The 26,373-nt window shown below is 55.8% G+C and carries 24 protein-coding genes; 12 read left to right on the top strand and 12 right to left on the bottom strand.

Annotated features, from left to right (window positions below):
• Positions 1 to 18 precede the first annotated feature (18 nt).
• The 3 genes from AC5DB9_RS02180 to pilB are packed head-to-tail and all read right to left on the bottom strand — an operon-like array spanning position 19 to position 3,891.
• Positions 19 to 888 carry a prepilin peptidase gene (locus AC5DB9_RS02180; RefSeq protein ID WP_272993441.1) on the bottom strand — a complete coding sequence of 290 codons (870 nt, stop codon included), beginning with the start codon at positions 886 to 888 and terminating at the stop codon, positions 19 to 21.
• Positions 889 to 936: 48 nt separating this feature from the next.
• The gene (locus tag AC5DB9_RS02175) at positions 937 to 2,151 is read right to left on the bottom strand and encodes a type II secretion system F family protein (protein ID WP_272993444.1); all 1,215 of its coding nucleotides are present in this window, start codon (positions 2,149 to 2,151) and stop codon (positions 937 to 939) included.
• A gap of 18 nt (positions 2,152 to 2,169) precedes the next feature.
• Positions 2,170 to 3,891, bottom strand: a complete 1,722-nt coding sequence (gene pilB / locus AC5DB9_RS02170; protein WP_272993447.1) for a type IV-A pilus assembly ATPase PilB — start codon at positions 3,889 to 3,891, stop codon at positions 2,170 to 2,172.
• A gap of 138 nt (positions 3,892 to 4,029) precedes the next feature.
• Here pilB and AC5DB9_RS02165 point away from each other — a divergent pair, with 138 nt between their 5' ends.
• From AC5DB9_RS02165 to AC5DB9_RS02155, 3 genes are all read left to right on the top strand, one after another.
• Positions 4,030 to 5,367 (top strand): O-antigen ligase family protein, encoded by a 1,338-nt coding sequence (locus tag AC5DB9_RS02165; RefSeq protein ID WP_272993498.1) that lies wholly within the window; start codon positions 4,030 to 4,032, stop codon positions 5,365 to 5,367.
• 110 nt (positions 5,368 to 5,477) lie between these two features.
• Positions 5,478 to 5,963: a pilin gene (locus tag AC5DB9_RS02160; RefSeq protein WP_272993449.1), complete on the top strand. Its 486-nt coding sequence runs from the start codon at positions 5,478 to 5,480 to the stop codon at positions 5,961 to 5,963.
• A 66-nt stretch (positions 5,964 to 6,029) separates the two neighbouring features.
• A complete protein-coding gene (locus tag AC5DB9_RS02155; protein ID WP_272993452.1) occupies positions 6,030 to 7,910 on the top strand; it encodes an LTA synthase family protein in 1,881 nt (626 codons plus the stop codon).
• Here the strand turns inward: AC5DB9_RS02155 and nadC are convergent.
• Positions 7,890 to 8,732: a carboxylating nicotinate-nucleotide diphosphorylase gene (nadC, locus tag AC5DB9_RS02150; protein ID WP_272993455.1), complete on the bottom strand. Its 843-nt coding sequence runs from the start codon at positions 8,730 to 8,732 to the stop codon at positions 7,890 to 7,892. The two genes, AC5DB9_RS02155 and nadC, sit on opposite strands and share 21 nt — an antisense overlap.
• A gap of 468 nt (positions 8,733 to 9,200) precedes the next feature.
• Between nadC and AC5DB9_RS02145 the strand changes: the two genes are divergently transcribed.
• From AC5DB9_RS02145 to AC5DB9_RS02130, 4 genes are all read left to right on the top strand, one after another.
• A complete protein-coding gene (locus tag AC5DB9_RS02145; RefSeq protein WP_272993458.1) occupies positions 9,201 to 11,450 on the top strand; it encodes a DUF1631 domain-containing protein in 2,250 nt (749 codons plus the stop codon).
• Positions 11,451 to 11,529: 79 nt separating this feature from the next.
• Positions 11,530 to 12,081 carry a 1,6-anhydro-N-acetylmuramyl-L-alanine amidase AmpD gene (gene ampD, locus AC5DB9_RS02140; RefSeq protein WP_272993460.1) on the top strand — a complete coding sequence of 184 codons (552 nt, stop codon included), beginning with the start codon at positions 11,530 to 11,532 and terminating at the stop codon, positions 12,079 to 12,081.
• A 31-nt stretch (positions 12,082 to 12,112) separates the two neighbouring features.
• Positions 12,113 to 12,958 carry a regulatory signaling modulator protein AmpE gene (gene ampE / locus AC5DB9_RS02135; protein WP_272993462.1) on the top strand — a complete coding sequence of 282 codons (846 nt, stop codon included), beginning with the start codon at positions 12,113 to 12,115 and terminating at the stop codon, positions 12,956 to 12,958.
• Positions 12,958 to 13,839, top strand: coding sequence for an ROK family protein (locus AC5DB9_RS02130; RefSeq protein ID WP_272993464.1), 882 nt, complete (start codon positions 12,958 to 12,960; stop codon positions 13,837 to 13,839). Before ampE ends, AC5DB9_RS02130 begins: the two co-directional genes overlap by 1 nt.
• Before the next feature lie 7 nt (positions 13,840 to 13,846).
• Here the strand turns inward: AC5DB9_RS02130 and AC5DB9_RS02125 are convergent, their stop codons facing one another.
• On the bottom strand, positions 13,847 to 14,404 hold the full coding sequence (locus AC5DB9_RS02125; RefSeq protein WP_272993467.1) for a cob(I)yrinic acid a,c-diamide adenosyltransferase: 558 nt from the start codon (positions 14,402 to 14,404) through the stop codon (positions 13,847 to 13,849).
• A 125-nt stretch (positions 14,405 to 14,529) separates the two neighbouring features.
• On the opposite strand from AC5DB9_RS02125, the gene cobU reads away from it, so the two are divergent.
• The 3 genes from cobU to cobC are packed head-to-tail and all read left to right on the top strand — an operon-like array spanning position 14,530 to position 16,724.
• A complete protein-coding gene (gene cobU / locus AC5DB9_RS02120; protein ID WP_022959551.1) occupies positions 14,530 to 15,051 on the top strand; it encodes a bifunctional adenosylcobinamide kinase/adenosylcobinamide-phosphate guanylyltransferase in 522 nt (173 codons plus the stop codon).
• A gap of 18 nt (positions 15,052 to 15,069) precedes the next feature.
• Entirely contained in the window at positions 15,070 to 16,116 is a 1,047-nt protein-coding gene (cobT, locus tag AC5DB9_RS02115; protein ID WP_022959550.1) for a nicotinate-nucleotide--dimethylbenzimidazole phosphoribosyltransferase, read from the top strand.
• Complete coding sequence (gene cobC, locus AC5DB9_RS02110; RefSeq protein ID WP_272993470.1) at positions 16,116 to 16,724, top strand: alpha-ribazole phosphatase; 609 nt, start codon at positions 16,116 to 16,118, stop codon at positions 16,722 to 16,724. The genes cobT and cobC overlap by 1 nt, the downstream gene beginning before the upstream one ends.
• A 6-nt stretch (positions 16,725 to 16,730) precedes the next feature.
• Here cobC and AC5DB9_RS02105 read toward each other — a convergent pair whose 3' ends face one another.
• The gene (locus AC5DB9_RS02105; protein WP_022959548.1) at positions 16,731 to 17,138 is read right to left on the bottom strand and encodes a hypothetical protein; all 408 of its coding nucleotides are present in this window, start codon (positions 17,136 to 17,138) and stop codon (positions 16,731 to 16,733) included.
• Positions 17,139 to 17,289: 151 nt separating this feature from the next.
• Here AC5DB9_RS02105 and AC5DB9_RS02100 point away from each other — a divergent pair, with 151 nt between their 5' ends.
• Positions 17,290 to 18,939 (top strand): alkaline phosphatase D family protein, encoded by a 1,650-nt coding sequence (locus tag AC5DB9_RS02100; protein ID WP_272993473.1) that lies wholly within the window; start codon positions 17,290 to 17,292, stop codon positions 18,937 to 18,939.
• A gap of 21 nt (positions 18,940 to 18,960) precedes the next feature.
• On the top strand, positions 18,961 to 21,024 hold the full coding sequence (locus AC5DB9_RS02095) for a metallophosphoesterase (protein ID WP_272993475.1): 2,064 nt from the start codon (positions 18,961 to 18,963) through the stop codon (positions 21,022 to 21,024).
• On the opposite strand, the gene AC5DB9_RS02090 is transcribed toward AC5DB9_RS02095, so the two are convergent.
• The 6 genes from AC5DB9_RS02090 to cobO are packed head-to-tail and all read right to left on the bottom strand — an operon-like array spanning position 21,021 to position 26,368.
• Positions 21,021 to 22,481 carry a cobyric acid synthase gene (locus AC5DB9_RS02090; protein WP_272993477.1) on the bottom strand — a complete coding sequence of 487 codons (1,461 nt, stop codon included), beginning with the start codon at positions 22,479 to 22,481 and terminating at the stop codon, positions 21,021 to 21,023. The two genes, AC5DB9_RS02095 and AC5DB9_RS02090, sit on opposite strands and share 4 nt — an antisense overlap.
• On the bottom strand, positions 22,474 to 23,115 hold the full coding sequence (gene bluB / locus AC5DB9_RS02085; protein ID WP_272993479.1) for a 5,6-dimethylbenzimidazole synthase: 642 nt from the start codon (positions 23,113 to 23,115) through the stop codon (positions 22,474 to 22,476). The genes AC5DB9_RS02090 and bluB overlap by 8 nt, the downstream gene beginning before the upstream one ends.
• A complete protein-coding gene (locus AC5DB9_RS02080) occupies positions 23,112 to 23,912 on the bottom strand; it encodes an ABC transporter ATP-binding protein (protein WP_272993482.1) in 801 nt (266 codons plus the stop codon). Before AC5DB9_RS02080 ends, bluB begins: the two co-directional genes overlap by 4 nt.
• Positions 23,912 to 24,901 carry a FecCD family ABC transporter permease gene (locus AC5DB9_RS02075; RefSeq protein WP_272993485.1) on the bottom strand — a complete coding sequence of 330 codons (990 nt, stop codon included), beginning with the start codon at positions 24,899 to 24,901 and terminating at the stop codon, positions 23,912 to 23,914. Before AC5DB9_RS02075 ends, AC5DB9_RS02080 begins: the two co-directional genes overlap by 1 nt.
• Entirely contained in the window at positions 24,888 to 25,769 is an 882-nt protein-coding gene (locus AC5DB9_RS02070; protein WP_272993489.1) for a cobalamin-binding protein, read from the bottom strand. The genes AC5DB9_RS02075 and AC5DB9_RS02070 overlap by 14 nt, the downstream gene beginning before the upstream one ends.
• Positions 25,766 to 26,368 carry a cob(I)yrinic acid a,c-diamide adenosyltransferase gene (cobO, locus tag AC5DB9_RS02065; protein ID WP_272993491.1) on the bottom strand — a complete coding sequence of 201 codons (603 nt, stop codon included), beginning with the start codon at positions 26,366 to 26,368 and terminating at the stop codon, positions 25,766 to 25,768. The genes AC5DB9_RS02070 and cobO overlap by 4 nt, the downstream gene beginning before the upstream one ends.
• Positions 26,369 to 26,373: the final 5 nt, after the last annotated feature.

Raw genomic sequence — 26,373 nt, 5'->3', positions numbered from 1 at the left:
CTGCTGTTTCCTTTGAGATTACAGGCCTGCAAAGCCCATATACGCGCTGAGGATATCCTGGCCCCAAAACATGGCGATCCAGCCCGCTGCTGCCAGATAGGGGCCGAAGGGGATGCTGGTATTACGGCCTTTGCCCTGAAGGCTGAGCAAGGTGATTCCCAATACCGCGCCCACGACGGATGACAGTAGAATAATCACCGGCAACATCTGCCAACCCAGCCAGGCGCCCAGGGCAGCGAGTAGCTTGAAGTCTCCGAATCCCATGCCTTCCTTGCCGGTGATCAATTTAAACAGCCAGTAAACAGACCACAGTGAGAGGTAGCCGGCAATGGCGCCCCACACGGCATCCATTAATAAAACGCTGCCACTGAGGCTGTTGTAGGCCAGACCGAGCCATAACAGCGGCAATGTGAGGCTGTCGGGCAACAACTGATGGTCGATATCAATGACGCTCATAATCAGCAGCAGCCAGCTAAACAAGATGACCGCCAATGCCTGCCAGGTGAATCCGAACTGAAGTGCGGTGAACACGGCAAGAGCGGCGGTTGCCAGCTCAACCGCGGGGTAGCGTAGTCCAATCTTGTTTTGGCAGGAGGCGCAGCGGCCGCGCAGCAAGATATAGCTGAGAACAGGGATATTCTGCCAAGCTTTGACGGCTGCGCCGCATTGCGGGCAATGAGAGTTCGGCAGGGCCAGATTAAAGCTTTCAGGTGGAGATGTTGGTTCCTGTTCGAGAATCAGCTGGCACTCGTGCTTCCAGTGTGCCTCCATCATCTTGGGCAGGCGATAAATCACCACATTGAAAAAACTACCCAACAGCAGGCTAAAAATGCCGAGCAGGCATAACGCGAGCCATGGATTACTGTCCAGATACACAATAGCTGACATGGATTCGATTCCGAACTCGGGCGGCAATGTCATGCCGCCACAGAAGTGTTAGATGGCAGAGCCCAGCATGAAGATGGGCAGATACATCGCAATCATCAGGCCGCCTACCAGTACACCCAGTATCGACATGATGAAGGGCTCCAACAGTGACGTCAGTGAATCTACCGCATTGTCGACGGCTTCTTCATAGTGCGTAGCCACCTTGTCGAGCATCTCATCCAGAGACCCCGATTCTTCGCCGATCGACACCATTTGCAACAGCATGGTGGGGAAAAGGTTGGTGAAGCGAATGGCGGAGTACAGGGTCTGGCCAGTGGTGACGTCATCGCGAATCTGGATGATGGCTTTGTTGTAAACGGCGTTGCCTGCCGCGCCCGCCACGGAATTGAGCGCGTCTACCAGCGGCACACCGGCGCCGAAAGTGGTGGCGAGTGTGCGTGAAAAACGCGCTATTACTGCGTTGTATACAATGTCGCCAATCGCCGGAATTTTCAGTGAGATTTTGTCGATCCAGTCAGAGAAGGCCTGTGAGCGTCGCCTAGCTTGACCAAAAGCGGCTACCGCCAAGCCGATGGCGCCGAATAAAATAAACCAGTTGGCCTGCATCCACTCCGACATACTGACGACCAATTTAGTAAAGGCAGGCAGGTCTGAGCCAAAGCTTTGGAAGGTTTCCGCAAACTGGGGGACGACCTTTATCAGCAGGATCGCGGTGACTATGATTGCCACAACAATAACCGCGATGGGGTAAGTCAGCGCTTTTTTGATTTTGGCTTTCAAGGCCTCTGTTTTTTCTTTGTAGGTTGCCACGCGATCCAGCATCAGCTCGAGCGTACCGGACTGCTCGCCGGAATCGACCAAGCTGCAAAACAGATTATCGAAGTACTTGGGATGCTTGGCGCAGGCTGCAGCGAAGCCGCCGCCCGCGGCGACATCATTGCGAATGTCATTGATCAGCTCGGTCATCGTCGGGTTGCCCGCACCTTCGGCAACGATGTCAAAACTTTGGACAAGCGGTACACCAGCTTTCAGCATCGTCGCCATCTGGCGAGTGAAAATGGCGATGTCGGCGGGTTTGATTGCCTTCTTTGACGAAAACAGGGGTTTGGGTTTGCGCTTAACGGACTTGGCGGCAATACCCTGCTTGCGGAGCTGCGCCTTCACCAGTGCCGGTGTCGATGAGGTCATCTCCCCGCGAGTTTTGCGGCCTTGCTTGTCGGTGCCTTGCCAGACAAAAACGGCATCTTTATTTTTTGCGGCCATCGTAATCTCTATTGTCGCTTAGTCTTTGGTAACGCGGTTGACTTCACTCAAGCTGGTGATGCCCTGGGCGCACTTTTTCAATGCTGATTGGCGGAGGTTGTTAAAGCCTTCCTTTTGAGCCTGTTCGGCGATCTGCAATGAGTTGCCATTTTCCATGATAATACGAGAAATATCCGGGGTGATGCGAACGACTTCGTAAATCCCCACCCGGCCCTTATAACCGTTATTGCAACGTTCACAACCCACGGCTTCCATAATAGAGGCTGATTCGAGCAATTCCTCACTAAAGCCTTCCTCACGGAGTGTCTCGTGGGGGATGTCGGCGGGTACTGCGCATTCCTTACACAATCGTCGGGCTAATCGCTGAGCGATGATCAGGCTGACCGAGGTCGCAACGTTGAATGCGGGAACCCCCATGTTCAACAGTCGTGTCAGCGTTTCTGGCGCGCTGTTGGTGTGCAGGGTGGACAGTACCAAGTGACCAGTTTGCGCTGCTTTAATACCGATTTCCGCCGTTTCCAAGTCTCGAATCTCCCCCACCATGATGATGTCGGGGTCTTGGCGAAGAAAGGAACGCAGTGCCTCGGCAAAACCCAGTCCCACTTTGGTGTTCACGTGAACCTGGTTGATACCCTCAAGGTTAATTTCAACCGGATCTTCCGCCGTAGAAATGTTCAGCTCGGGCGTATTCAGGATATTCAGGCCGGTATACAGCGACACGGTTTTACCTGAGCCAGTGGGGCCGGTAACCAGAATCATGCCTTGTGGTTGATTCAGCGCTGAGAGGTACATCTCTTTCTGTTCGGGTTCATAGCCCAAGGCATCGATGCCCATCTGCGCAGAAGATGGATCCAGTATCCGCAGTACGACCTTTTCACCCCATAGGGTCGGTAGCGTGTTAACCCGAAAGTCGATAGCACGGGTTTTGGACAGCTTCATCTTGATCCGCCCATCCTGTGGCACGCGTCTCTCTGAGATATCCATCTGCGACATCACTTTGAGGCGCGCCGCGAGTCGGAAGCCCAGTGATGCGGGCGGGCGGGCGATTTCCTGCAAAATCCCGTCGGTACGAAAGCGAACCCGGTACATTTTTTCATAGGGCTCAAAGTGAATGTCCGACGCGCCAGCGCGAATCGCGTCCAGCAGTACCTTGTTTACAAACTTTACAACGGGGGCTTCATCGGCGCCGCTGGCATCCCCATTAGCAGCGGCATCCTCATCGACGGCCTCAACATCCAGATTGTCCAGATCGAGGTCATCCATATCGCCCAAACTGTCGGTCAGCGACTCCTCCTGAGACGCCATATATTTCTCAATGGCCTGGTTGAGCGCACTTTCTTCGACAATAACCGGTTCGGTACTCAGGTTGGTGTGGAACTTGATCTGGTCTAGAGCGTGGAGGTTTGTGGGGTCCGACATGCCGACGAACAGGCGCTTACCTCGGAGCCACAGCGGCAGTGCCCGGTGAGTTTGAATGAGTTTGTTGTCTACCACCTTGCGGGGAGCGAGATCCAGGCTATAGGCTCGCAGATCTAAGAATGGAATGCCAAACTCATCGGCGGCAATTTGTGCCAGAGTCAGGCCATCCGCTAGCTTCCCGGCGACTAATTGGCCCACGAGGCTTTTCTTCTCTTTCTTGGCGGCCTCTTGTGCCTTGCGTACGACGTCTTCGTCAAGAAGTCCGTCAAAAACCAATCTGCGGGCAAGGCCGGTCAAAGGGCTGCTATATGTACTGCTCATAGTGTGATCTTATCACTCGTCTAAAAAAAGCAACGTTGCGTCATATCCGTTACTCTAGCACGGCCTTCTGCAGCAGTGGACTACTGGAAAGGCGCAATGCATGCAAAGAAAATGCTAACTGGTGGGCATAGGCACTTGATGACACAGCACAATTTATCAGCCTTCGGCTTGGATCTTCGGGCCGGACACAACGTTCTTTATCTTTTATTATTGATATTGGTGTTCTCTGTAGCGGTTACTACAGGTACTTGGGATATAGGTAACTCCCGCGTGGTGCTTTACCACGAGTTGGTGTTTATTGTGGCATACATACTGGTGTTCCGGGGGGAGATGCCACTGCTGCAGGATATCCGCCAGCGCCCATTTGTTGTGGCGTTGGTATTGTTGTGGGCCGTATCGATTACCGTCTCGCTATGGCAATCGCCGCTGCAGCTTCGGCATCTGACCATTGCCCAATTCCGCTACGCAGAGACGTTGGCGCATGTCGCGTTTTTTGCGGTGCTTTACAGTTTTTTCAGAGCATACTCCTTGCCGTACAGGCTGCTGTTTACCACGGTGTTAGTGGGCTACGCGCTGATCGTGGTTCATGCCTTTATGACCTGGCATTTTAGCCCCGACCCCGGTATCCACAGTCACAGAATGTGGTTCAGCCATTTTCCCTTTGCTGGTCATGCTAGACACGCCGGTTACAATATGATGGTTGCCTGTATCGCCGGTGTCACCCTGTGGATGACCAGCACTGAAAAAATGCCCAGCCTGGCAGCAAATGCGTTAGGCCTGTTTTTAGTGGGCGCCTGTCTGATCTGGCTGGGTGGCCGGGGCTCGATGTTGTCGGTGGTGCTTGCCGTGCTTGTGATTGGCTATGTAACGCGCAAGCAGTTGCGCCTCTCTGCCTGGCGAGTGTGGCTGCTGATGGGGATCGTGACGCTTGCCTTACTAGCCGCGGAGCTGGCGGCGCAGTTTCGCTTTAACGGCTTGTACAACTCCTTTGTGCGTTCACTGGCAGCGGACGATTTAAACCGCTTGTCGTCGTCGCGACTTGCTATCTGGGCTGACGCGCTGTCTAAACTTGAAGGCCATTGGCTGATGGGGTTTGGATCTCAGGCATATTTGTTCCTTCCCGACAAGCTGGCGAGAAAGACCAGCATGCCCCACAACATGATCGTCCAGTTTCTGGTGGAGTGGGGCATCGTTGGCACACTGCTATTCCTTACGATTCTAGTGCGCTATCTCCGCGCAGGCTTCTCCGAACTGTTGCGAGTGTATGAAGGCATGGTCAGTAAGTGGTACTTGTTAGGCAGTGCTGCAGTGGTGTTGGCATTAATGTTACACGGCCTGACTGATGGGACGTTCTATCATGGCAAGGCAAGTTTTTATATGGCGTTGTTTGCGGGGGTATGGATGTCAGCTGGGGTGACAGAAAATGTCACTGCTGACGCAAAGGGGCAGTTTTTAGTGTCTTCCGGTCGTAGGTAGTACCCCGGAAGCGAGTAAATGGTTGTGATGGCGAGTTGGCACGTTTTCTGTATTGCTTCGGGCAGGTTGATTGCATTAATCACCCACAAAAGAACTGTTAGGAGAATGTGATGAAAAAAGCACAACAGGGTTTTACATTGATCGAACTGATGATCGTTGTCGCGATTATCGGTATTTTGGCGGCGGTAGCACTACCTGCATACCAAGACTACACAGTTAGAGCCAAAGCCTCTGAAGTGGTATTGGCTGCATCTGCGTGCCGGACTTCAATAACTGAAGTGGTTCAAAGTTCATCTAGCTTGCCGGGTGCGAATGATTGGGGTTGTGAGTCTAGTACTTCAACAAGTAAATATGTTGCTTCTGTAGCAACTGATGCGACCGGTAAGGTTATTGTGACTTCTCAAAACCTTGGAGTAGGTACCTTGGTTGTGGAGATGAAGCCTTGTTCGAATGACAGCCCTGCTACTTTTGCTGCTTGTACTGCACCTACTGCAGGTGGCTTGGTTAGTTCTTGGGTTTGTGGGCCGTCAACGGCCACTGATACAGCTGGCAACACTAAGTACCTCCCTGGGTCTTGCCGTATCCCTCAATCCTAAATCTTGATGGGTTGTAATTTGTCTTGAGCAGGGGCTGATAGCCCCTGCTTTACTTTGGGATGGCAATTGAGAAATTATGCAACGGTAGTTTGGGTACTCTTTGTTATTGGTATTTCGCATTTTGGAAGCGTTAACCCAAATACATTGGGACTCATGAGTGGCTTTTTTGTGGCGTTAGTGGCTCTAGTGTTACTAGTGCTTTTTAGCTGTTGTGGTAAATATATTTTTCTGTCATTTTCCGTTTTTTTTTGGGTGGTTAGCCAGTTATTAACGCTTGGTAATTGGTGGCACTTCCAATACTTTCAGTCCTACTTTAACTATCAGTCGCTTGAGTTGAGCTCCGAGTCCCCGGAAAGCTTGTTCTCCATTTCCGCGTTTGCCTACAAAACTCCAGCTTTGATTTTGATAGCGGGAAGTAGTTTTTTTCTTTATTTATCAATTCGCTACTACAAGCGTTCCTATTTTGGTTCGGGGGCAGTGCTTCCTGTATTGCTTGGTCTATGTGGGGCTGCCTTTGCATCAGGTGCAATCGTTTATAATTCTGTCACCAATTACCGCGCGCTGAACATGCTGAGCTTGTCACCAGCGTATTTCAATCCGATCCACGCTTTTTTTATCTCACTAGATAGCAATGAGGAGTTGCTGGGTCGCGAGCAACAGGCCGCGGCTGACTTTGTGGCAATGAATGTGCCGCTCGAAAGTGCGGCGGTATCGCCAGCGGCGGCGGACTATAATGTCATAGTGGTGATGCTGGAATCGGTGCGCGCGTCGACGATAGGTGTTTACCATGGCGGTCAGTCCCTCACACCAAATCTAGACGCCTTTGCCAAGCACCATATCCATGCGCGCAACTTCTATGCGAACACTAACTTTACAGTGAAGGCTGAAACCGCAATTTGGTGCGGCCTGATGGATCACAATGCCAAGCCACCTTTGTCAAAATACAGTGAACGCTTATCGCTGAATTGTCTCCCTGAGTTGCTGAGTAATAAAAGAGGCTACAGCACCCGCTTTTATCACGGGTATAAGTCCGATTTTTACAGTCGAGACCGGTTTTTGCCCAAAGTGGGCTTTCAGTACCGTTACTTCCATTCGGATCAAGTGCCAGATGAATCGCGCCGCATCGGCTGGGGTGTCTCGGATGAGGCGATGTACTCATTGATGCTGAATGATCTCTACACTGTTGCCACACCATTTTTTGCACACATCACGACCCTGAGTAGCCACTACCCTTTTAAGTGGGATTGGCCAGCGACTGTGCCCCTACCGGTTAATAGCGGGCAGACATTGTTTGAGAATTATCAGCGCGCTGTGCAATATGAGGACTACGCCTTTGGTCGGTTCTGGGACAAGTTCAAGCGCTCACCCCTGGCGAAAAATACTATTGTGGTGGTGACTGCCGACCACGGGGTTTGGACATTTGCTGATAACGAAGATATGTCAAATCAGGTTTTGCTGGACGAGCAGTTCTTTCGTATGCCGTTGATGATCTATCATCCAGATATTTCAGAGCATATTGAGGTAGGACAAGTTTCCAGTCAGTTGGATATTGCTCCGACGCTGGCTGCAATGTTAGGTCTTGATGATGAGGGAACTTTCATCGGCAAGAATATCCTAGAGGCTGCGGCTAAGCCTTGGGCCTTGATGATGAAAAGTGGTCAGTTGGTTGTGCGTGTTGAAGATAGGCTGTGCCGTATAAAGGACAGAAGCTGTGCGGGGCTGCATCAGGAATGCGTTGCACACCAGTTTGGTGAGCTATTTCTTGAAAAGTTCACGGATATGCAGCAATGCTATGACCTGAACGGCGACCTACTCAGAGGTGGCCGCTATAGTAATGCTCAAACGGATGAGCCTTGGTTGCAACGAGGTTTTGATTTGGTCAATTTCCACAACAAGCAAGCGTTGGGGGCTGAGCCAGAAAATATTCTAGCGCGCCAGCCGCATTGAAAGATCAATTGCCCGCGCGTGTTTGGTCAGTGCTCCAATCGAGATGTAGTCCACACCTGTTTCTGCAATCGCGGCTAGGGTTTCTTTGCTGACATTGCCTGATGCTTCCAGTTTTGCCCGTCCACCCGTCACTTCCACGCCTTTTCGCATATCCGACAGTGAGAAGTTATCCAGCATGATGATGTCGGCGTTGGCTGCCAGTGCGGTGTCCAGTTCCGCCAGCGTTTCCACTTCCACTTCTACCGGTTTGTCTGGGGCGATGTCACGGGCGCGCTGCACCGCTTTGTCGATCCCGCCGCAGGCCGCGATGTGGTTTTCCTTAATAAGGAAGGCGTCGTAGAGGCCGATTCGGTGGTTGTGGCAGCCGCCGCAGGTGACCGCGTATTTTTGGGCTGTTCTCAGGCCCGGGATGGTTTTTCGTGTGTCCAGCAGTTTGACCTTGGTGTGCGCCACAATATCGGCGTACTCGCGGCAGGTCGTTGCTGTGCCGGAGAGTAGTTGCAGGAAGTTGAGAGCGCTGCGCTCGCCAGTGAGCAGTGCGCGTGCCGGGCCTCTCAGTTCGAAGAGGACGGTATCCGGAGCGACTTTCTGTCCATCGGCGACGAACCAGTGAACTGTGACAGAGTTATCAACTTGGCGGAAAACTTCGTCAACCCAGTCACGTCCGCAGACAATGGCGCTTTCCCTGCTGATGATTTTAGCGCTGGCGTACTCTTTTTCGGAGATGAGCATAGCGGTGATATCTCCGGAGCCAATATCTTCGTTCAGCGCCGCGCGCACTGTGGCTTTGCGGTCGCTGCTCAAATGTTCAGAAAATTCCATCGCGGTGCGGCACCTTTCCGATAATACTTGTTTGTATAGCGCTACTATTTTAATGTCGATTGCACAACGGCACAGAACCCGTATATGCCCTAAGTAGTTTCCCCCGCTGGCTGTTCGCGCTGACTGGCTGCTATAACGTCATCGTTGGCCATTAAGTTGTCACATGCGCGTAGTGAGTACGATGGACACTGGTTGCTCACAGAGGGAAGCACTGAGGCGCGCGAGTTTAGCAAGTTCAATGCGGTGCGTGTAGCGTTCAGGTGAAAGTATGGGTAAATCGCTACTTACAAGCGCAATTGCACTCTGGTATAAATGTGTGATGTATCGGCGGGAGGCCGGGGCCATTACTTGGTTCACAGCGTGGAGGTGCACAGGGAGCGCTAGAAGGGTAACAATAGTCGCGTTCGGCACCTGCGGACGGAATTTGCAGCATAGGCAGCACAGAAGGGTAACTGGTGGCGGGTCAGTATGGCTGATAAGTCGGAAAATATTGTCGATATTCGCGCGAAACTTGCAGGCGCGAGACAGCAGGAGGCGGCAAGGCCGTTACCTCCGGTGATTGCTGCGTTACAGGAGAAAAGTAGCCTGTTTCTGGCGGATCGGCTTACGAGCTTACTTGACGACGTCGACGACACCTTATTTGAGCTGGCCGATGAGGCCTGTAGTGCGAAAGAACAGCACCTCTATTTCGACTCCATGCGGGAAATTCGCATTCACCGGCAGCAAGTCGAGCAGAATTTTTCCCAGCTTTTCAAAAAGAATTTCCAATCGCAGATTCCCGGCGGCCAGTTTGCTGCCGAATCTCAGGGAGTGGCCAAGCTCAAGTTGCTCGAATCCGATGCGCTGGAAGAGTTGGTTGCCATCGAAGGTATGGCCAAAAAGGCCGAGCGGCGCTATCTGAAGGAGCTTTGGCAACTTTCGGCAGCTTGGCAGCAAAGCTTGGGCGGAGACGCAGTAACGGCAACAGAGCTGCCGTTGGGGCCCGCGCAAATTGCCAAGGCACTGGGGCAGGCATGCAGTGAGCTGAATATTGATCTCAAGGCGCGTCTGGTTCTCTTCAAGCTGTTTGATGCCCAGATCATTTCCCGTTTTGACGAACTGTTTGCAGTATTGGTTCCGGTGCTGGAATCACAGGGGCTGTCTCTTGATGCGCTCACCCAAAAGCCGAAACCGGCCGATAAGCGTGTAGACGGCGTCAAAGCTGAGAATGCCCAAAAAGCGTCTACTGACGAACGCGTTACCCAGTTGATCGATGAGCTGGAAGCCTTGCTGACCAGCAATGGGAGTACTCAGGAGGCGGCAACGCTTTCCAAGCCGTCGCTAATGGTGGCTTTGCAGGACATTCAGAATGAGCAGTTCAGTCATTTGAAGAACCGCGATGCGGCGAATGATGACGGGGATGCTTATCAGCTGGTGACTCAGAAACTGGTGTCCCGACTCAAACAGGTCGGTCGTGTCGCGCCGGGCGACGCTTCGGCGCTTTCAGTAGAGCGTGATCGAGACACTATCCACCTCGTGGGCACCTTATTTCAGTACATGCTGGAAGGTGATGGACTGGCAGATCCTCTTAAAGGCTTGATGGCACAGCTTCAGATTCCCATTTTGAAGATGGCGATGCTGGACAAGAGCTTTTTCAGCCGCGAGGAGCATCCTGCGCGTAAGTTGCTCAGTGCGATCATGAGTGCCAGCATCGGCTGGGCGCCGGTCGCTGCTCCGGAAAAGGACCCTCTGTACCGCAAGGTTGAGGACGTCGTCCTCCGGGTGCTGGGTGATTTCGGTGTAGACACCCAGGTGTTTGTGGATGTTCTGAGCGAGTTCAGCAAGTTCCAGGAAAAAGCGCAGCGTCGGGCCGAGCTGGTTGCGCAGCGCACCGTTAGTGCGGAAGGCGGTCGCGCGACGGCCCAGGCGGCCCGGGGCTACATCGCCGGCCTGCTGGACGAGAAACTGGCTGGCGGTAATTATCCCGTCGCTGTCGAGCGTATTCTCAAAGAGGGCTGGTCCAAGGTTCTGTTTCTCAGTTATGTCCAGGCCGGACCGGAAAGTCCTCGTTTCAAGGACGAAGTGGAGTTCGTTGATCGCCTGTTGTGGAGTGTCGCCGCCAATGAAGATGTCGGGCATCGCAACGAGCTGATTACCGCGCTGCCCGTGCTGGTAGAAACACTGCGACTGGGCTTCAACCGCGTCTCGCTGAATGCCTTTGAAACAGGCCAGTGGTTTGAGCAGCTTGAGCGCCTGCATATGGCGAAGCTAAATCGCAAACCCAAGATACCTGATGATGCACCCCAGCAAAACGCGCCGTCGACTGCAGATGACGTAGATTTAGAAGACCTTGATGCGGCACTGGCCCGGGAGCTGGACGAGCCCATGCCGCATTCTCTGCCGGTGTCGGGCGAGGCCGTTACTGGAAAATCTCAGGCTGCTGCGGCCTCGGTTGACCCTTCTCTGCTTGACTCTCTGCGTGTGGGTAATTGGGTCGACTTGCGTCAGGATGATGGCAAAATGCTCCGCTGTCGTCTGGCGGCGGTCATCAATGGTATTGGGCGGTACATCTTCGTGAATCGCGCGGGTATCAAGGTCGCCGAGTACAATCGCGACAGCCTGCTGGAGGCGGTGAGCGATGGCCACTTGCTGATGATTGATGATGACCGCATGTTTGATCGTGCCTTGGAGTCGGTGATCAGCAACCTTCGGGATATGGACGACAAGCCGCTAAGCTAAGCCGGATATCGCGCCTGTGCCAAGGCTCCCCTGTTTCTCGTCGGCCTGATACACTCTAGCCAGCTATTCAGGACTCCCCATGTATCTTATCGATAATCTCGGCTGGTTTTCTCACGCACGCCGCTGTCCTAGCGACAACTTTAACCCGCGCCCTGACATCAACGATATCAGCTTGCTGGTGATCCACAATATCAGTCTGCCGCCAGGCCAGTTTGGTACCGGTTGTGTCCAGGCTTTCTTCTGCAATGAACTCGACTGTTACTCGCATCCGCAGCTGGAGGAATTGACTGGAGTTCAGGTGTCTGCGCACCTGTTTATTGATCGTAATGGCGACTGTTTTCAGTTTGTTTCTCTTTTGGATCGTGCGTGGCATGCGGGCGTTTCGTGCTTTGATGGGCGAGAAAACTGTAATGATTTCAGCATCGGCATCGAGTTGGAGGGAGAAGATTTGCGACCGTATAGTGACGCACAGTATCGAGAGCTGGCCGCTGTCACCCAGGCGATGTTGAGGCGGTTTCCGGGGCTTGTGCCGGAACGCATCACCGGGCACAGTGACATCGCGCCAGGACGAAAAACGGACCCCGGTCCGGCGTTTGACTGGGTTTATTACAAGAGCCTGATATCAATTTAGGCAGACAATTGCCTTGATCACGGATAACACTATGGAGTTTTTTGCGATTCTTATTGCCTGGGCTGCCGTTCAGTTCTGGGGCAGTGGGGTGGTAGTACAGAAAGATGGCTGGATCGCGCAGTTCAGGCGGGTGCTTCGCTATGTGCAAACCGTGCGTCTGCGTTTGGTGATTTTTCTGGCGGCGCCGGCGCTGCTTGTCGCCGTTATTCTCTGGCTGCTGGGTCCCTTGTTATTCGGTCTGCCATTCTTTTTGCTGTCGGTGCTCATATTGTTGTACAGCTTGGGGCGTGGCGATTTCCAAACCCGGCTGCGTCTATATTTGAACAGTTGGCAGCGAGGGGACCTGGAGGGCGCTTACCTTCATGCCCAGCAGTTCAGCCCGGAGCTTTGTGACAGCGGCGCTGAAAATGCGGAAGAATTGCATAGCGCTGTGCGTAAGGCGGTCTTCTATCAGGGCTTCGAGCGCTGGTTTGCTGCGGTATTCTGGTTCTTCGCTCTCGGTCCCGCGGTCGCCTTGTTGTACCGTTTGCTTTTTATCGCCAGTCGTCACGACAGCTTCGATCAGGAAGAGAGGGATCAAGCGAAACTGTGGCTTTATTATGCCGAATGGATTCCAGTCCGCCTGCTGGGTTTCGCATTTGCGCTGGTGGGGGATTTTGATGGCAGTTTCAGAAAGTGGCGGGAGAGCCTGATGTCAGACTTGCCCGCTGAGGACTATCTGGATGCGTTGGGTTGTCTGTCGCTGCCATGCACAGCTCACACTGACGACGGACAGTTTACACAGAACGCGGCGAAAGAATTGCAATGCGTTCAGCAAATGCTCTCGCGCAGTCTGCTTTGCTGGATTGCTGTCATGGCGCTGATGCAGTTGTTCTGATGCGTCTTGGCATTGACTTGGGCGGCACCAAAATAGAAGCCGTGCTGATGGATGCGCAAGGTGACTTACTGCATCGTGAGCGCGTCCCGACCCCGAGTCATTCCTACGAGGCCATTCTCGAGACCATCGGGCAGCTGGTATGTAAGCTGGAACGGACGTTCGCTGTTTCTGCGAATATAGGGATTGGTACGCCGGGCAGCCTCTCTGCGGAAACGGGGCTGATGCGAAACAGTAACACCCTTTGCCTAAACTGCCGGCCGCTGCAGCGGGATCTTGAAAAGGTGTTGGGGCGTGAGCTGCGCCTTGCCAATGATGCCAACTGCTTTGCATTGTCAGAAGCAACAGATGGTGCGGCCGAAGGGGCTGAGTCGGTGTTTGGTGTCATCCTGGGGACAGGCGTTGGCGGCGGTTTGGTATTTCGCAACCAATTGCTTTCAGGGGTCAACGGGATTGCCGGGGAGTGGGGGCACAATCGCCTCAGTGAAACCGACGAGCAGCGCTTGTGTTATTGCGGCCGTCGCGACTGTATTGAAACTCATCTTTGCGGTGCGGGCCTGCTGCAAACCTATCGGCAATTCGGCGGCACGCTGACTTCCGTGCCTGAGCTGGTAGCGGCCGCTGAGCGGGGTGACGGGGTTTCTTGTCGCTCGCTGGAGCACTACTGTCACGACTTGGCCAGAGCGCTGGCGCAGGTTATCAATATCTTCGACCCCGAGGTCATTGTGCTCGGTGGCGGTCTATCGAATATCCCCTGCCTGTATCAGCGGGTGCCAGAGCTATGGATGCACTGGGTGTTCAGTGATCACTGCCGCACCCAGCTTCGAGCCAATCGTTTTGGAGATAGCAGCGGCGTGAGAGGCGCTGCGAGATTGTGGCCGTAATCCGGGCTTATTTGCGCTGATCCGCAGGCAGCCAAAGCACCTCTTCTCCATCTCCGCGCCTTGCCAGTAGCCGAGCCATCACAAACAGCAAGTCTGACAGCCGATTCAGATATTGCCGGGTGGTATCGTTCACCTCATTGTCGCGGCTCAGGGTTACCACAGCGCGCTCTGCTCGACGACAGATGGCGCGGGCGAGGTGACAATGCGCGGCGGCCTTGCTGCCGCCGGGCAGAATGAAATTCTTCAGTGGCGGCAGGTCGTCGTTCATGGTGTCTAGCGAGGCTTCCAGCTCGCCGATGCGCTCGGCACTCACCAAGGTGTAACCGGGTATGGAAAGTTCTCCACCGAGATCAAACAGGTCGTGCTGGATGCGCGACAACAGTCCGATGCTGTTGTCGCCAGATTCCAGCTCGGTAATTAACACCCCGATTTGAGAGTTCAGCTCGTCGACAGTGCCAATGGCTTCCATGCGCGCATGATCTTTGTCGATCCGCGACCCGTCGCCGAGCCCTGTGGTGCCGTCGTCGCCTGTGCGGGTGTAAATCTTGGATAAGCGGTGGCCCATATTTCCCTCTGCTTACTGCTGTCTTGTAGAATAGTGCGTCAAACGCGACGCCCCACGATTCTCGCGGAGTATACGTGACTTACACAGCGCGGGCAGCCGGCGGCATAAAATCATAAGGAGTCAGGGTGCTGGAACTGTATTTGGGTGGTGCGCGCTCCGGTAAGAGTCGTCTTGCCGAGGCCAGGGCTGTCGCCAGTGGTAAAACGCTGGTGTACATCGCGACGGCAACAGCCGGTGATTCGGAAATGGCTGAGCGAATCGCCCATCATCGCCAGCAGCGCGAAGGTGGTGGCTGGAAAACGATAGAGGCTCCCGAGCAACTTGCCGATGCGATAGCGGCCCATGCCAGCGACGAGTCCTGTGTGCTGGTGGACTGTCTCACGCTGTGGCTGAGCAACTGGCTGATGAAAGATGACGATGCGCTGTGGCAGCGCGTCAGGGCCGAGTTTTTATATGGCATACAGCGGGCGCCGGGGCAGCTTATTCTGGTCAGCAATGAAGTGGGACAAGGTGTCGTGCCAATGGGGGCATTATCGCGCCGTTTTGTGGATGAGGCCGGGCGGCTTCATCAGGAGCTGGCGGCAGTGTCCGAGAGAGTGGTGCTAGTAACGGCCGGGTTGGAGCAGGTGCTGAAAGCGCCTCATTAATCAATAAAAGGATGAATTGTGACAGAGTGGTATCTGGAGCCGGCGCGCGAGCCGGATGAGGCGCTGCGTGAGCAGGCGCAGGCGCGTCAGGACAATCTTACCAAGCCAAAAGGATCGCTGGGCCGCCTTGAAGATGTGGCGGTGCAGCTCTCGGCGTTGCAGGGAACATTGACGCCCCGCGTCGACAAGCCACTCATTGCGGTGTTTGCCGGTGACCACGGCGTCGCAGCCGAAGGCGTATCTGCATACCCTCAGCTGGTAACGGCGGAGATGGTGCGCAACTTTGCCAACGGTGGCGCCGCCATCAGTGTATTGGCCAAGCAACTGAAGGCGCAGTTTTCGGTGGTCAATGTCGGCACCGTCTATGCTATCGAAGACTTGCCCAATGTGGTCGATCGTCGAGTGGGTGCCGGCACGCAGAATATGTGTGTGACGGAAGCAATGACTCGGGAGCAGTGCCTGGAAGCGTTTGATGTCGGGCGCGATACATTGGATGGCGCCGACGACATCAATATCTTCCTCGGGGGCGAGATGGGGATCGCCAACAGTACGTCTGCGGCGGCGCTCGCGGTGGCTCATACGCGCTTGTCGGCTACGGCCATGGTAGGGCGTGGTACCGGGATAAACGAGCAGGGCATGGCGAAAAAAGCGGCGGTCGTCACCCGCGCCATGTCACGCCATTTGCCGCATATGAAAGATGGTGTGGAAACTCTGCGCCGTATCGGTGGCTTTGAAATTTGTGCGTTAGTGGGTGCTTACATTCGCGCTGCACAGAATGGCGTTGCTGTTCTGGTCGATGGTTATATCTGTACCGCCGCAGCCATCTCTGCCGTGAAAGTGAACCCGAGTATTCGCCCCTGGCTGTTTTTCTCTCACTGTTCCGCTGAGCCGGGTCATAAACGTCTGCTCAATAAAATGGATGCAGAGCCTCTGCTCGAGCTCGATCTTCGACTGGGTGAGGGCAGCGGTGCTGCGGTGGCCCTGCCGGTCATGCAGACTGCCTGTCTGTTACAGAATGAAATGGCCAGCTTTGAGCAGGCTGGCGTCAGCCGCGGCAATGATTGATGAGCGTGCAGCGCAGTCGTATAGATTTACTTCGCCATGGCGCCTGTGAGGGCGGAGAAATTTTCCGTGGCAGTACCGATGTGGCGCTCAGCGAGGAAGGTTGGGCGCAGATGAGTGGCAAGGTTGCCATCGTCGAGGATGCCCATTGGGACCGGATTATCTCTTCCCCGCTGCAGCGCTGCGCGAGGTTTGCAGAATCGCTGGCGGGGGAGAAGGGTGTTCCTCTGGCCATTGAAGACGCACTCAGAGAAATTCATTTCGGTGATTGGGAGGGGCTACCTCACAGTGAGGCGCAGCAGCGAGACCCCGAAGTGTGGCGGCGTTTCTGGGAGTCGCCCGATGAGGCGAGTCCCCCGAATGGCGAGAATATGGCGGACTTCAGTCAGCGGGTTTGTCGAGCGCTGGACGAGATTGCCGAGCGCCATGCCGGTGAGTCGATATTACTGGTGGTGCATGGCGCGGTTATTCGCGTGATGATCTGCCACTGGCTGGGCATGCCGATGGGGGCGATGACTCGCCTGTCGGTCCCCTATGCGGGTTTTAGCCGCTTTCATGTTTACCGACAGCAAGGGCGCGAGCCCTGGGTACAGCTGCACTTTCACGGCTGATGGCGATCATGGCTGTGGCGGCATGATCTCCGGTGGTGACATTGCCTGGCTGCCGCTGATCAGCCATTTTCCATCCCGTCTCACAAACTGGTACTTGGCGTGGTGACGCTGGCGCTCGCCGGCGGCAAATTTGCCGAAGCTGCTTTTGTACTGTTTGTACTCCATGTTGAAGGGCTGAAGCTTGCGCATGGAAATCACGGTGTCGAAGTCTTCGGGAAACACCAGTGTGACGTAGACTTCCGCTTCGGCAGCATCGCCTTCTTCACTTTTCTGGATAATCTCCAGCTTCTCTGTCTCAAAAAGTCTTGGCTCGGTGAGCTCGCTGAGATTTTTCTTCAGCAGGTTCTCAACCGTGTAGTCGGTAAAGGCGACCGGCTTGCTGCAGGCAGTCAGGAATACACTGAGGCAAAGCATAATTGCTGCACGGCAAGCGAAAGGCTTGGTGATATATCGCATCTTTAATTACTCGTTAGAAATAGAATTGTAATCTTTGTGTAGTAAATTATTGGCGTTGTGTGAGCTGCACGACGTCCCGCACCGAAGATCAATCACCACGAGTACACCCATGGATCGCCGACTTTTCCTGAAAGCCATTACGACCGCCAGCCTGAGCATCCCAATACTGACAGCCTGCGGAAGTGGGAGCAATAGCAGCAGCGGCGGTTCGCCTGATCCCGACAACGGCGGTGGGCAGGGGCAGCCCCTGAGTAGCGGTATTTCCTTTGAGCACGGGGTCGCCAGTGGTGATCCGCTGGATGACCGGGTGATTTTGTGGACGCGGGCCACGCCGCCAGCGGGCAGTTCGGCGTTGACCGTACTTTGTGAGATTGCGGAGGATGAGGATTTTGAGACGCTGGTGCTCTCAGAAACCCTCACAACCACAGCCGAGAGTGACTACACCATCAAGTTCGACGCCGCCGGTTTATTGGCTGATCGTCGTTACTGGTACCGTTTCCGCGGTGCCGACAGCGAATCACCAGTGGGCCGTGCCCGCACACTGCCGATGCGCGGCCAATATGCCGACCGTCTGCGTTTTGCCGTGTGTTCCTGCAGCAGCTACCCCCACGGCTATTTCTCTGTCTATCGAATGATCGCCAACCGCAGCGACCTCGATTTCGTGCTGCATCTCGGTGACTACATTTACGAGTACGCCCAGGATGGCTATGGCGATAACCCGAACCGTCTGCTTGATCCGCCGCATGAAATTGTCGCGCTGGATGACTACCGTCGTCGCTACGCCCTCTACCGCCGCGATACAGATTTGCAGGCCGTTCACGCCATGCATTCCTTTGTCACGATTTGGGATGACCACGAATCGACCAACGACTCCTACCGCGATGGCGCGGAAAACCACAATGAAGGTGAAGGCGATTGGTTTGAACGCAAGGCGGCGGCGATTAAAGCCTACTTTGAATGGTTGCCGATCCGGCCGCCCACAGCCACGCAGGACAGTATTTACCGGGCGTTCCACTTTGGAGACCTTGCCGATTTCACCATGCTCGATACCCGCCTTGAGGGACGTGAGCAGCAGTTGAGTAACCCCGTCGACCCGGCGCGCGCTGAGCAGCGTGATCTGCTGGGTGAGCCCCAGAAAACCTGGTTAAAGAATGAACTGGCCACCGGCACCGGTATCTGGAAATTTATCGGGCAGCAGGTCATGTTCGCTCAGTTGCAGATTCTCGAATTGCAGCGGCTGCTGCCTGGCGTACCCACCAATGAATTCAGTCCGCTGATTGCTATTAATATGGATCAGTGGGATGGCTATCCCAGCGAGCGTGAAGAGCTGCTCGATTTCATTGAAGAGCAGGGCATTCAAAACACCGTGATCCTGACCGGTGACATTCATACCAGCTGGGCGAATGAGGTATACAAGAGCAGCGCCATTTTGACCGGCGGTGTGCTGGATGATCCGCTAGCGGTTGAATTCGTGGCCCCCAGTGTTACGTCGCCGGGTTTTCCCGACGGTGCCGCGCAACTGGTGTCGTCGGTGTTGCCCCTGCTTAACCCGCATATGAAATATACGGATCTGGTCAACAAGGGATTTATTCTCGTCGATGTCACGCGGCAGCGTGCCCAGGCGGAGTATTACTACGCGGCGAGTATTGATGATCCGGAGCAATCCGGTGTGGAAATGGACAAGGTCAAAACCGTTGCGGTTCAGGTCGGCAGCAGTCGTCTGGTAGAAGACACGCCTGTGTCTCGGCCGCGTGTTTAAGTTTTGCCCCGGGAGAGACAAATGACAGCAAAACCGATTCTTACCTCTCTGTTACTGGCCGCTAGCTTGCTAGGCCTGTCAGCTTGTGGAGGTTCTTCTTCATCAGGCAGCAGTGGCAGCGATAGTGTCGATAATGGCGGTGACAACGGCGGGGATAATGGTGGCTCAACACCGCCGGATAACAATGTCGTTCGCTTTATTTTGATGGGCGACAGCGGCAGCGCCAGTAATGGCGCCTATGCAGTGGGTAAAGCCATGGCGGCGGTTTGCGAGGCTCGTGGTTGTGATCTGGTATTGGGGCTTGGCGACAATATCTATGAGTCTGGTGTGACGTCCGTAATGGACCCCCAGTTCGAAGAGAAATTTGAACTGCCATTCGAGCCCGTTGATCTGCCGTTCTATTTCGTCCTCGGCAACCACGATAACACCGGGTTTTTCGGTGGTGATGGTGCCGGGAATGCCACTGGTGAGTATCAGGTGGATTATCACTATCGGGACGCAGAACACCCCGACGCCCCTCGCGCTTCCCAGCGCTGGAAAATGCCTGATCGCTACTACCGTTTCTCTGAGGGTGAGCAGGATAACGGCAAGCCGCTGGTGGAATTCTTTGGCATCGACTCCAGTCAGGTGGCGGGTGGTTTCCCGGACAGCGACGAAAACTATTCCTACAACAACTTCGGCCTGGCGCAGGCTGAATGGCTGAAATCGTCTATCGAGACCAGTCAGGCCAAATGGAAGTTTGTTTTTGCACACCACCCCTACGTATCCAATGGCAGCCACGGAAATGCCGGCAATTACGACGGTGTGCCGGGCTTCCTGTTGCCGGTGCTGGCCGGTGAGCGCTACAAGGCATTTTTGGAAGAAACGATGTGTGATCGCGCCGACTTCATGTTCGCCGGGCATGATCACGATCTCCAGTGGCTGATGAGTCAGCCGGACTGCGGTAAAACCGAGTTTATTCTATCCGGTGCCGCGAGTAAGACTCGCAGTTTGGAGGGGCGCAACAGTAATCCTGTCTTTTACGAGAAGGGCGACTCCTACGGCTTTGTGTGGGTGGAAGTGAAGGGCGACCAGTTTTATGGCGAGGTCTATGAAGTCGACCCCGACGACGGTGCGTTGGGTATCGGCTCGTTGACTGATCCGCAACCCGCGTTTATCCGCAGCACCTTGCAGCAGCCTGCCGAAGGGATTGCCAGCAGCGATGCCTTTACCAGCCCGTTGCAGGCTAACCCGGAATTCGATGTGTATGGCGAAGAGGGTAATCTCGACGAGGTACAAAGCACCTTTGCCGAGGGCTTCACGCAGCTGGCCGGTGCCGTTAATGACCCCACAATGGCGGCGTTGATCAATGCCATGGCGCAATCCAGTGTCGGCCTGATCGAAGTTCTGGATGCGCTGTCTACCGGCGTGCAGAAGGCGGCTGAGGAGCAGAATCCCGATCTGCTGATGGCGGGTTCGGCCCGGGCCTCGCAGGCGTTGCTGTACTCATTGCAGCAACTGCAGGCTGTGGTCGACAGCAATGAATCTCTGCCGGCGCCGTTTGATCAGTTGGGCGGTATTCTTGACGAATTTCGTGCCAGTGTTCCCAGTGCCGATGATCAGGGCTCCGGGGAGGGCTCGGCCGATCTGCGCAGCTTGACCGATCCTGTTAAAGCGCTTGCCATGAATATTCAAGGGCTGGTCGATGCAATAGAGGAAGAAACAGGTGTTGTGCCCATGGTTGGCGGTAGCTTTGCACTGTTGTCTGAGCTGCTGTTCGACGTGGGACGAACGCTGGATGCCGTGGGCAATGCGAGCACGGCCGAACTGGGACAGGTTTTGGTCTCACTGGTTGAAGATTTGCTGAACAATATCCTCGTCGGCATTATCCCCATTGAACAGTTCGCTCCGGCAGAGGTGACCAATGCTATTGGCCTGGGTCCCAAGTTCCTGAGCAGCGTCCTGCTGGCGGTAGTGCGCGAAGTGACCTTCGTCCTCGATAACACCTTGCTGGCCTTGTTGGCACCGCTGATCGGCGCGCTGGATGAGCTGTTGTTGACCCCGTTGTTTGACGGCCTGGCCAGTCTGGCAGATTTTGAATTTTAACTGCCCAGGGAGAGTAGCGTCTCCATGTCGAGATGCTGCTCAACACAATCTGCCAGTCGCTCTAGGTTGGCCTCGATAATGCCGTCGTAATCGACGGCCTCCAGGCTTGAGGCGCCAGCCCATTGCAGGATCAAGGCGCGGGCCTCATCGTCATCAAACAAGCCGTGTACATAGCTGCCCAGAACGTGTCCATCTGCTGAAATTGCGCCGTCGCAGTGCTCATTTACTTCTGCAAACGGGGTTTCCAGTGCGCGGCCCTGACTGATCCCCGCATGAATTTCGTAGCCGCGCAGCGAGGCCCGGCGCCCGTTTAGTCGGCAATGACCACTGACTTGACGCAGGGTTTTCTCGGCGGCGAGGGTGGTTTCCATATCCAGCCAAGCCAGTCCCTCGCTGCTGCCGGACGGTCCCTCTATGCCCAAGGGGTCGTGGATGAGCTTACCCAGCATTTGAAAGCCGCCGCAGATGCCCAGTACTTTACCGCCGTAGCGCAGATGTCTGGTGAGTTGTTCTGCCCAGCCATTGTCGTGCAGAGCCTGGAGGTCAGCGCGCACGCTCTTGCTGCCGGGAAGAATGATCAGGTCGCAGGGGGGAAGTGGCTGACCCTTGCGCACAAATTGCAGGTCTACATCCGGTTGCAGCCGCAGCGCATCAAAATCGGTGTGATTGCTGGTGCGAGGCAGCACGGGTACCGCAATTCGCAGAGCGACTTTGCTCAGTTGCTGGTCGGCATTGATGGCGTCTTCGGCTTCCAGATGAAGATCGTGCAGGTAGGGTAAAACGCCAATCACCGGCTTGCCGGTGTAATCTTCAAGCCAGTCCAGACCCGATTGCAGTAGGGCAATATCGCCTCGAAAGCGGTTAATGACGAAACCCTTTACCCGCGTTTTTTCCGTTTCCGACAACAGAGCGAGGGTGCCGACGAGGTGGGCAAACACGCCGCCGCGATCGATGTCGGCAATCAGGATAACCGGGCAGTCGACGGCTTCGGCAAAGCCCATATTGGCAATATCGTTGTCGCGAAGATTGATCTCCGCCGGGCTGCCCGCGCCCTCAACCACAATGTGTGTGTACTGCTGTTGGAGGCGCGTGTGGGAGTCGAGTACCGCCTGCCGCGCTGTGCGTTTGTAGGCGTGGTAATCCGCCGCCTCCATGTTGCTCAGGGCCTTGCCATGAATGATGACCTGCGCGCCGGTATCGCTATTGGGCTTGAGTAAAACCGGGTTCATATCGCTGTGAGGAGGCAGCCCGCAGGCGCGGGCCTGTACCGCCTGAGCACGGCCAATTTCCCTGCCATCGGGGGTTACCGCGCTGTTCAGGGCCATATTTTGCGGCTTGAACGGTGCCACGGCCAGGCCGCGCCGGGCCATTGCCCGACAAAGGGCGGCCACCAGTACACTCTTGCCCGCGTCGGAGGTGGTGCCCTGTACCATCAGCGTTTTGCTGCGCTCAGTCATGCCAGCCGTCCTCCATAATCAGGCTATCGAGTGGACGGCGGCTGTCCCAGTTTTCCTGCTCAAGCATGGGCTTGTCGTAGAATTCATGGACGGGTCCGAGGCACAACAGCGCAATTGGGTGGCTGTCCTCGGGCATTTTTAATAGCGGCTTGATTTCCTCGGGCTGGAAAAGTGAAACCCAGCCCATGCCCAGCCCTTCGGCCCGGGCGGCCAGCCACAGGTTCTGGATGGCACAGGCGGCGGAGGCCAAATCCATTTCCGGCAGCGTGCGGCGACCAAAAATATACCGCTCTCGATGATCGCAAAGTGCGACCACCAGCAGTTCAGCACAATCGCGAACGCCCTCGACTTTCAGGCGCAGAAATTCCTGTTTGCGGTCTCCCAGCGCCTCGGCCGAAGCGGTAATTTCCCGTTGAACGGCCTCGTACAAGGCATCGCGAAGCGCGGGTCTGCGAATGCGGATAAAGCGCCAGGGCTGCATAAAGCCGACGCTGGGGGCCTGGTGAGCGGCGGCGAGCAGGCGTCGCAGTGTCTCGGGCGCTACGTCGCCACCCGCGAAATGACGCATGTCTCGACGCGCGGCGATCACGCGGTAGATGGCGTCGATATCGGCGGGGCTGAATTCGCTGTTCATAATGGCTTGTTTGGTCGCTCGGTACGCGGCAGAAAAATCCGCTCGCCGCTGTCTTCGATGACTCGCAGAGGCTGGCGGTAGAGTCTCTCCAGCGCTTCGGTTTTCAACATGGTAGACGCCTCTCCCCAGCAAGCACTGCCGTCGGGATAGAGGAGCAGCAGGTGACTGCAATAGCGAGCGGCCAGGTTGATGTCGTGCAGGCAAAGTACCACGGCACAGCCGTTATCAGCCTGCTCGCGAAGCAGCTGCATCACGGCGACTTGATGATGCAAGTCGAGGTGGTTGCCCGGTTCGTCTGCCAACCACAACTGCGCCTGTTGGCAGAGCGCAGTTGCGACAGCCAGCCGCTGTTTTTCTCCGCCCGACAGCGTACTGACCAGACGCTGCTCCATATTGCCCAGCTCCATTCTGTTCAATGCCTCGCGGGCAATACTCAGATCGTCGCTGGATTCCAGCTCCCAGGTGCTCAGAAAAGGGTGTCGACCGATCATGGCCGATTCCAGCACGGTGGAGGGAAAGCTGTCGCTGCGCTCCTGAAAAATCACCGCCAACTGCTGGGCGATCTGGCGGCGTCGCCAGCGATCCAGGGCCTTTCCGGCCAGCAGAATGTTGCCGCTTCGCGGCTTTCGCAGTCCGGCCAAGGTATGCAGCAGCGTCGTTTTACCCGCGCCATTGGGGCCGAGTATTCCCCAGATTTGGCCCTGCTGTATCGTCAGGTCCAGAGGATAAGCATCGTCGCGTCCGGGAACATCGATGACCAGTTGGCGAGTGCTGAGCAGACTAGAAGGCGTATCCATTATCGGCTCCGGTACAGCAGGAACAGAAAGCTCGGTACGCCGAGCAAGGCGGTGATCACCCCGACCGGCAATTGCTCCGGAGCAATAATGGTTCTCGCCAGCGTATCTGCCAGCGTAAGCAGGGTGCCCCCGGCCAGGGCGCAGGCGGGCAGGATCAGGCGCTGATCATTGCCCAATACCAAGCGCAGTAAATGAGGCACCACCAGTCCGACAAAGCCGATGCTGCCCGCCGTGGTCACTGCCATGGCGGTCAGCAGGCTGGCGGCGATATAGATCCCCCACTCCAAGGGCTTCACCGCGACACCCAGCGCGGCAGCCTGAAGAGGGCCGCGAGCCAGCACATTAAGGCTGCGACCCAGAGGGATCAGCAGTAGCGATAAGAGCGACAGCGCGATCAATGCCGGCCAGGGGCTGCGCGCGTAGGCGAGGTCGCCCATCAGCCAGAACAACATACCCGGAAGGTTTTCTGTCGGCGCAATGGCCAGCATAAAGGTGACCACGGCGCCCCAGCCAGCGGCAATGACGACCCCGGTCAACAGCAGGCGGGTCGGTGTCCAGCTGCCACTGCCGTGGGCGAGCGTAAACACGGTGACGGCGGAAACGATGGCGCCGACAAAAGCGGAACCCGATACCACTGCGCTCCCCAGTCCGGCGAGCATTGCGCTCAGCGCGCCGACAGCGGCTCCCCCGGACAGGCCGAGAACATAGGGGTCAGCCAGTGGGTTGCGCAGCAACACCTGCATTAACGCGCCGGCGACGGCCAGTAAGCCGCCCGTGGCAAACGCGGCGAGGCTGCGCGGCAGGCGTAACTCGAAAATCAGCGTTCGGTGCAGGGGTTCGCCATCGCCTGATAAGACCGCCAGCAACTGAGCGAGGTTAATGTGCAGGCTGCCGGTGGCAATGCTCAGCCCCATCGCGGCGCAGGCAAACAGGCCGAGCAGCAAGAGCGTCGGCATCAGTCGTGGAGCGGCGCGTTCAGCGCCGTGCACGGGCGGTCTCCAAGTGCTGACAAAGCAGGCGCGTGCCTTCCAGCAGGCGGGGGGTTGGTCGTTGCAGCGTCGATGGCGGCACAAAGAACAGGTTGTTCCGCTGTACTGCAATCAGACCGGAATAGGGCAGCCAGGCGTCGAGCCAGTCTCGATTTTCCTCGCCCATGCCTCCGGCTATGATGGCTTCAGGGTCGGCGGCCAACACGGCCTCATGGTCAATGCGCGCGGCCAGTCGGGGCAATGCGCCAAACACATTCACCCCGCCACACAGGCGCGTTGCTTCGCTGATCAGGTGTTCATCGTTTACGGTCATCAGCGGATTCTCCCATATCTGCTGGAAGACTCGCACGGGCTCGGCGTTGGAATAACGGTTGCGCAGCTCGTCGATCCCGTTCTCAAACTCGCTGGCGGCGGTCTCGGCGGTTGCTTCCGTCGCTGCGAGTTTCCCGAGACGCCTTAGCGTGCTGGCGACATCGGCAAAACCGCGCAGTTCACTGTAGTACACCGTCAGCCCCAGTGATTCCAGTTGGGCTAACTGTTCGACCGGGTTGCCGCTGTGCCAGCCAATCAATAAGTCGGGCTTCAGACTGAGAATGGCTTCCAGGTCGAAGCGGTTGTAGCTGCCCACGCGAGGGAGTTTCTGAGCCGCGTCGGGATAATCGCTGAAGGTGACGGCGGCAATGAGATGATCGCCTGCACCCGCTGCATAGACCAGCTCCGTTGCCCCCGGTGACAGGGCAATAATCCTGCTGGCAGATTTCTCCAGGCAAAGGGTTTTGTCCCGGTCGTCCTGCACGCAAGTCGCGTCGGCATGGCCGAGCAGGGGAAAACAGCAGGCGACGATTGCCGCCAGTACAAACCGTGTCACCAGTCGACGCCCTTACGGGCTTTCACGCCGTCGCGGAAAGCGTGCTTTTTGTCGTCAATCATCGACACGGTGTCTGCCAGTTCCTTGAGGGCTGGCGGTGCGCCGCGGCCGGTAATGATCACACTCATTTCCGGCGGGCGCTGTTTGAGAGCGTCGTAGACTTCATCGGCATCGATATAGCCGTACTTGAGCATATAGGTCAGTTCATCCAGTAAAAGCAGATGCAGGCTTTCATCTTTTAAAAGTGCCTTTGTCTTTTGCCAGGCTTGTTGTGCCGCTTCGCGGTCCTGCGCCTTGCTTTGGGTTTCCCAGGTGAAGCCGGAGCCCATTACGATGAACGGGGTGTCGGGGCAGAACTGCTGGAGAAAATTCCGCTCTCCGCAGTCCCAGGTACCCTTGATGAACTGCACCACCGCTGCTTTATAGCCGTGACCAATACAGCGAATGACTGTGCCGAAACCCGAACTGGATTTACCTTTGCCGGGGCCGCTGAGTACGATCAGTACTCCGCGCTCTTCGGTTGCCTTGGCAACGCGGGCATCAATCAGTGCTTTTTTCTTGGCCATCCGCTCGCGGTGGCGCTGTTCTTCATCCGTCATCGTAT

The organism is Spongiibacter sp. (genome assembly GCF_984394615.1).
The sequence above is the reverse complement of the archived record's forward strand: the minus strand, read 5'-3'. Positions and strand labels throughout refer to the sequence as shown.

Bases quoted from the DNA above. Each gene is read 5' to 3' on its own strand.
- AC5DB9_RS02125 (WP_272993467.1), bottom strand. From the start codon at position 14,404: ATGGGCCACCGCTTATCCAAGATTTACACCCGCACAGGCGACGACGGC.
- AC5DB9_RS02175 (WP_272993444.1), bottom strand. From the start codon at position 2,151: ATGGCCGCAAAAAATAAAGATGCCGTTTTTGTCTGGCAAGGCACCGAC.
- AC5DB9_RS02130 (WP_272993464.1), top strand. From the start codon at position 12,958: ATGCGTCTTGGCATTGACTTGGGCGGCACCAAAATAGAAGCCGTGCTG.
- AC5DB9_RS02090 (WP_272993477.1), bottom strand. From the start codon at position 22,481: ATGACTGAGCGCAGCAAAACGCTGATGGTACAGGGCACCACCTCCGAC.
- cobC (WP_272993470.1), top strand. From the start codon at position 16,116: ATGAGCGTGCAGCGCAGTCGTATAGATTTACTTCGCCATGGCGCCTGT.
- AC5DB9_RS02105 (WP_022959548.1), bottom strand. From the start codon at position 17,138: ATGCTTTGCCTCAGTGTATTCCTGACTGCCTGCAGCAAGCCGGTCGCC.
- AC5DB9_RS02080 (WP_272993482.1), bottom strand. From the start codon at position 23,912: ATGGATACGCCTTCTAGTCTGCTCAGCACTCGCCAACTGGTCATCGAT.
- pilB (WP_272993447.1), bottom strand. From the start codon at position 3,891: ATGAGCAGTACATATAGCAGCCCTTTGACCGGCCTTGCCCGCAGATTG.
- bluB (WP_272993479.1), bottom strand. From the start codon at position 23,115: ATGAACAGCGAATTCAGCCCCGCCGATATCGACGCCATCTACCGCGTG.
- AC5DB9_RS02095 (WP_272993475.1), top strand. From the start codon at position 18,961: ATGACAGCAAAACCGATTCTTACCTCTCTGTTACTGGCCGCTAGCTTG.
- ampD (WP_272993460.1), top strand. From the start codon at position 11,530: ATGTATCTTATCGATAATCTCGGCTGGTTTTCTCACGCACGCCGCTGT.
- cobO (WP_272993491.1), bottom strand. From the start codon at position 26,368: ATGACGGATGAAGAACAGCGCCACCGCGAGCGGATGGCCAAGAAAAAA.
- AC5DB9_RS02180 (WP_272993441.1), bottom strand. From the start codon at position 888: ATGTCAGCTATTGTGTATCTGGACAGTAATCCATGGCTCGCGTTATGC.
- ampE (WP_272993462.1), top strand. From the start codon at position 12,113: ATGGAGTTTTTTGCGATTCTTATTGCCTGGGCTGCCGTTCAGTTCTGG.
- AC5DB9_RS02100 (WP_272993473.1), top strand. From the start codon at position 17,290: ATGGATCGCCGACTTTTCCTGAAAGCCATTACGACCGCCAGCCTGAGC.
- nadC (WP_272993455.1), bottom strand. From the start codon at position 8,732: ATGGAATTTTCTGAACATTTGAGCAGCGACCGCAAAGCCACAGTGCGC.
- AC5DB9_RS02165 (WP_272993498.1), top strand. From the start codon at position 4,030: ATGACACAGCACAATTTATCAGCCTTCGGCTTGGATCTTCGGGCCGGA.
- AC5DB9_RS02145 (WP_272993458.1), top strand. From the start codon at position 9,201: ATGGCTGATAAGTCGGAAAATATTGTCGATATTCGCGCGAAACTTGCA.
- AC5DB9_RS02160 (WP_272993449.1), top strand. From the start codon at position 5,478: ATGAAAAAAGCACAACAGGGTTTTACATTGATCGAACTGATGATCGTT.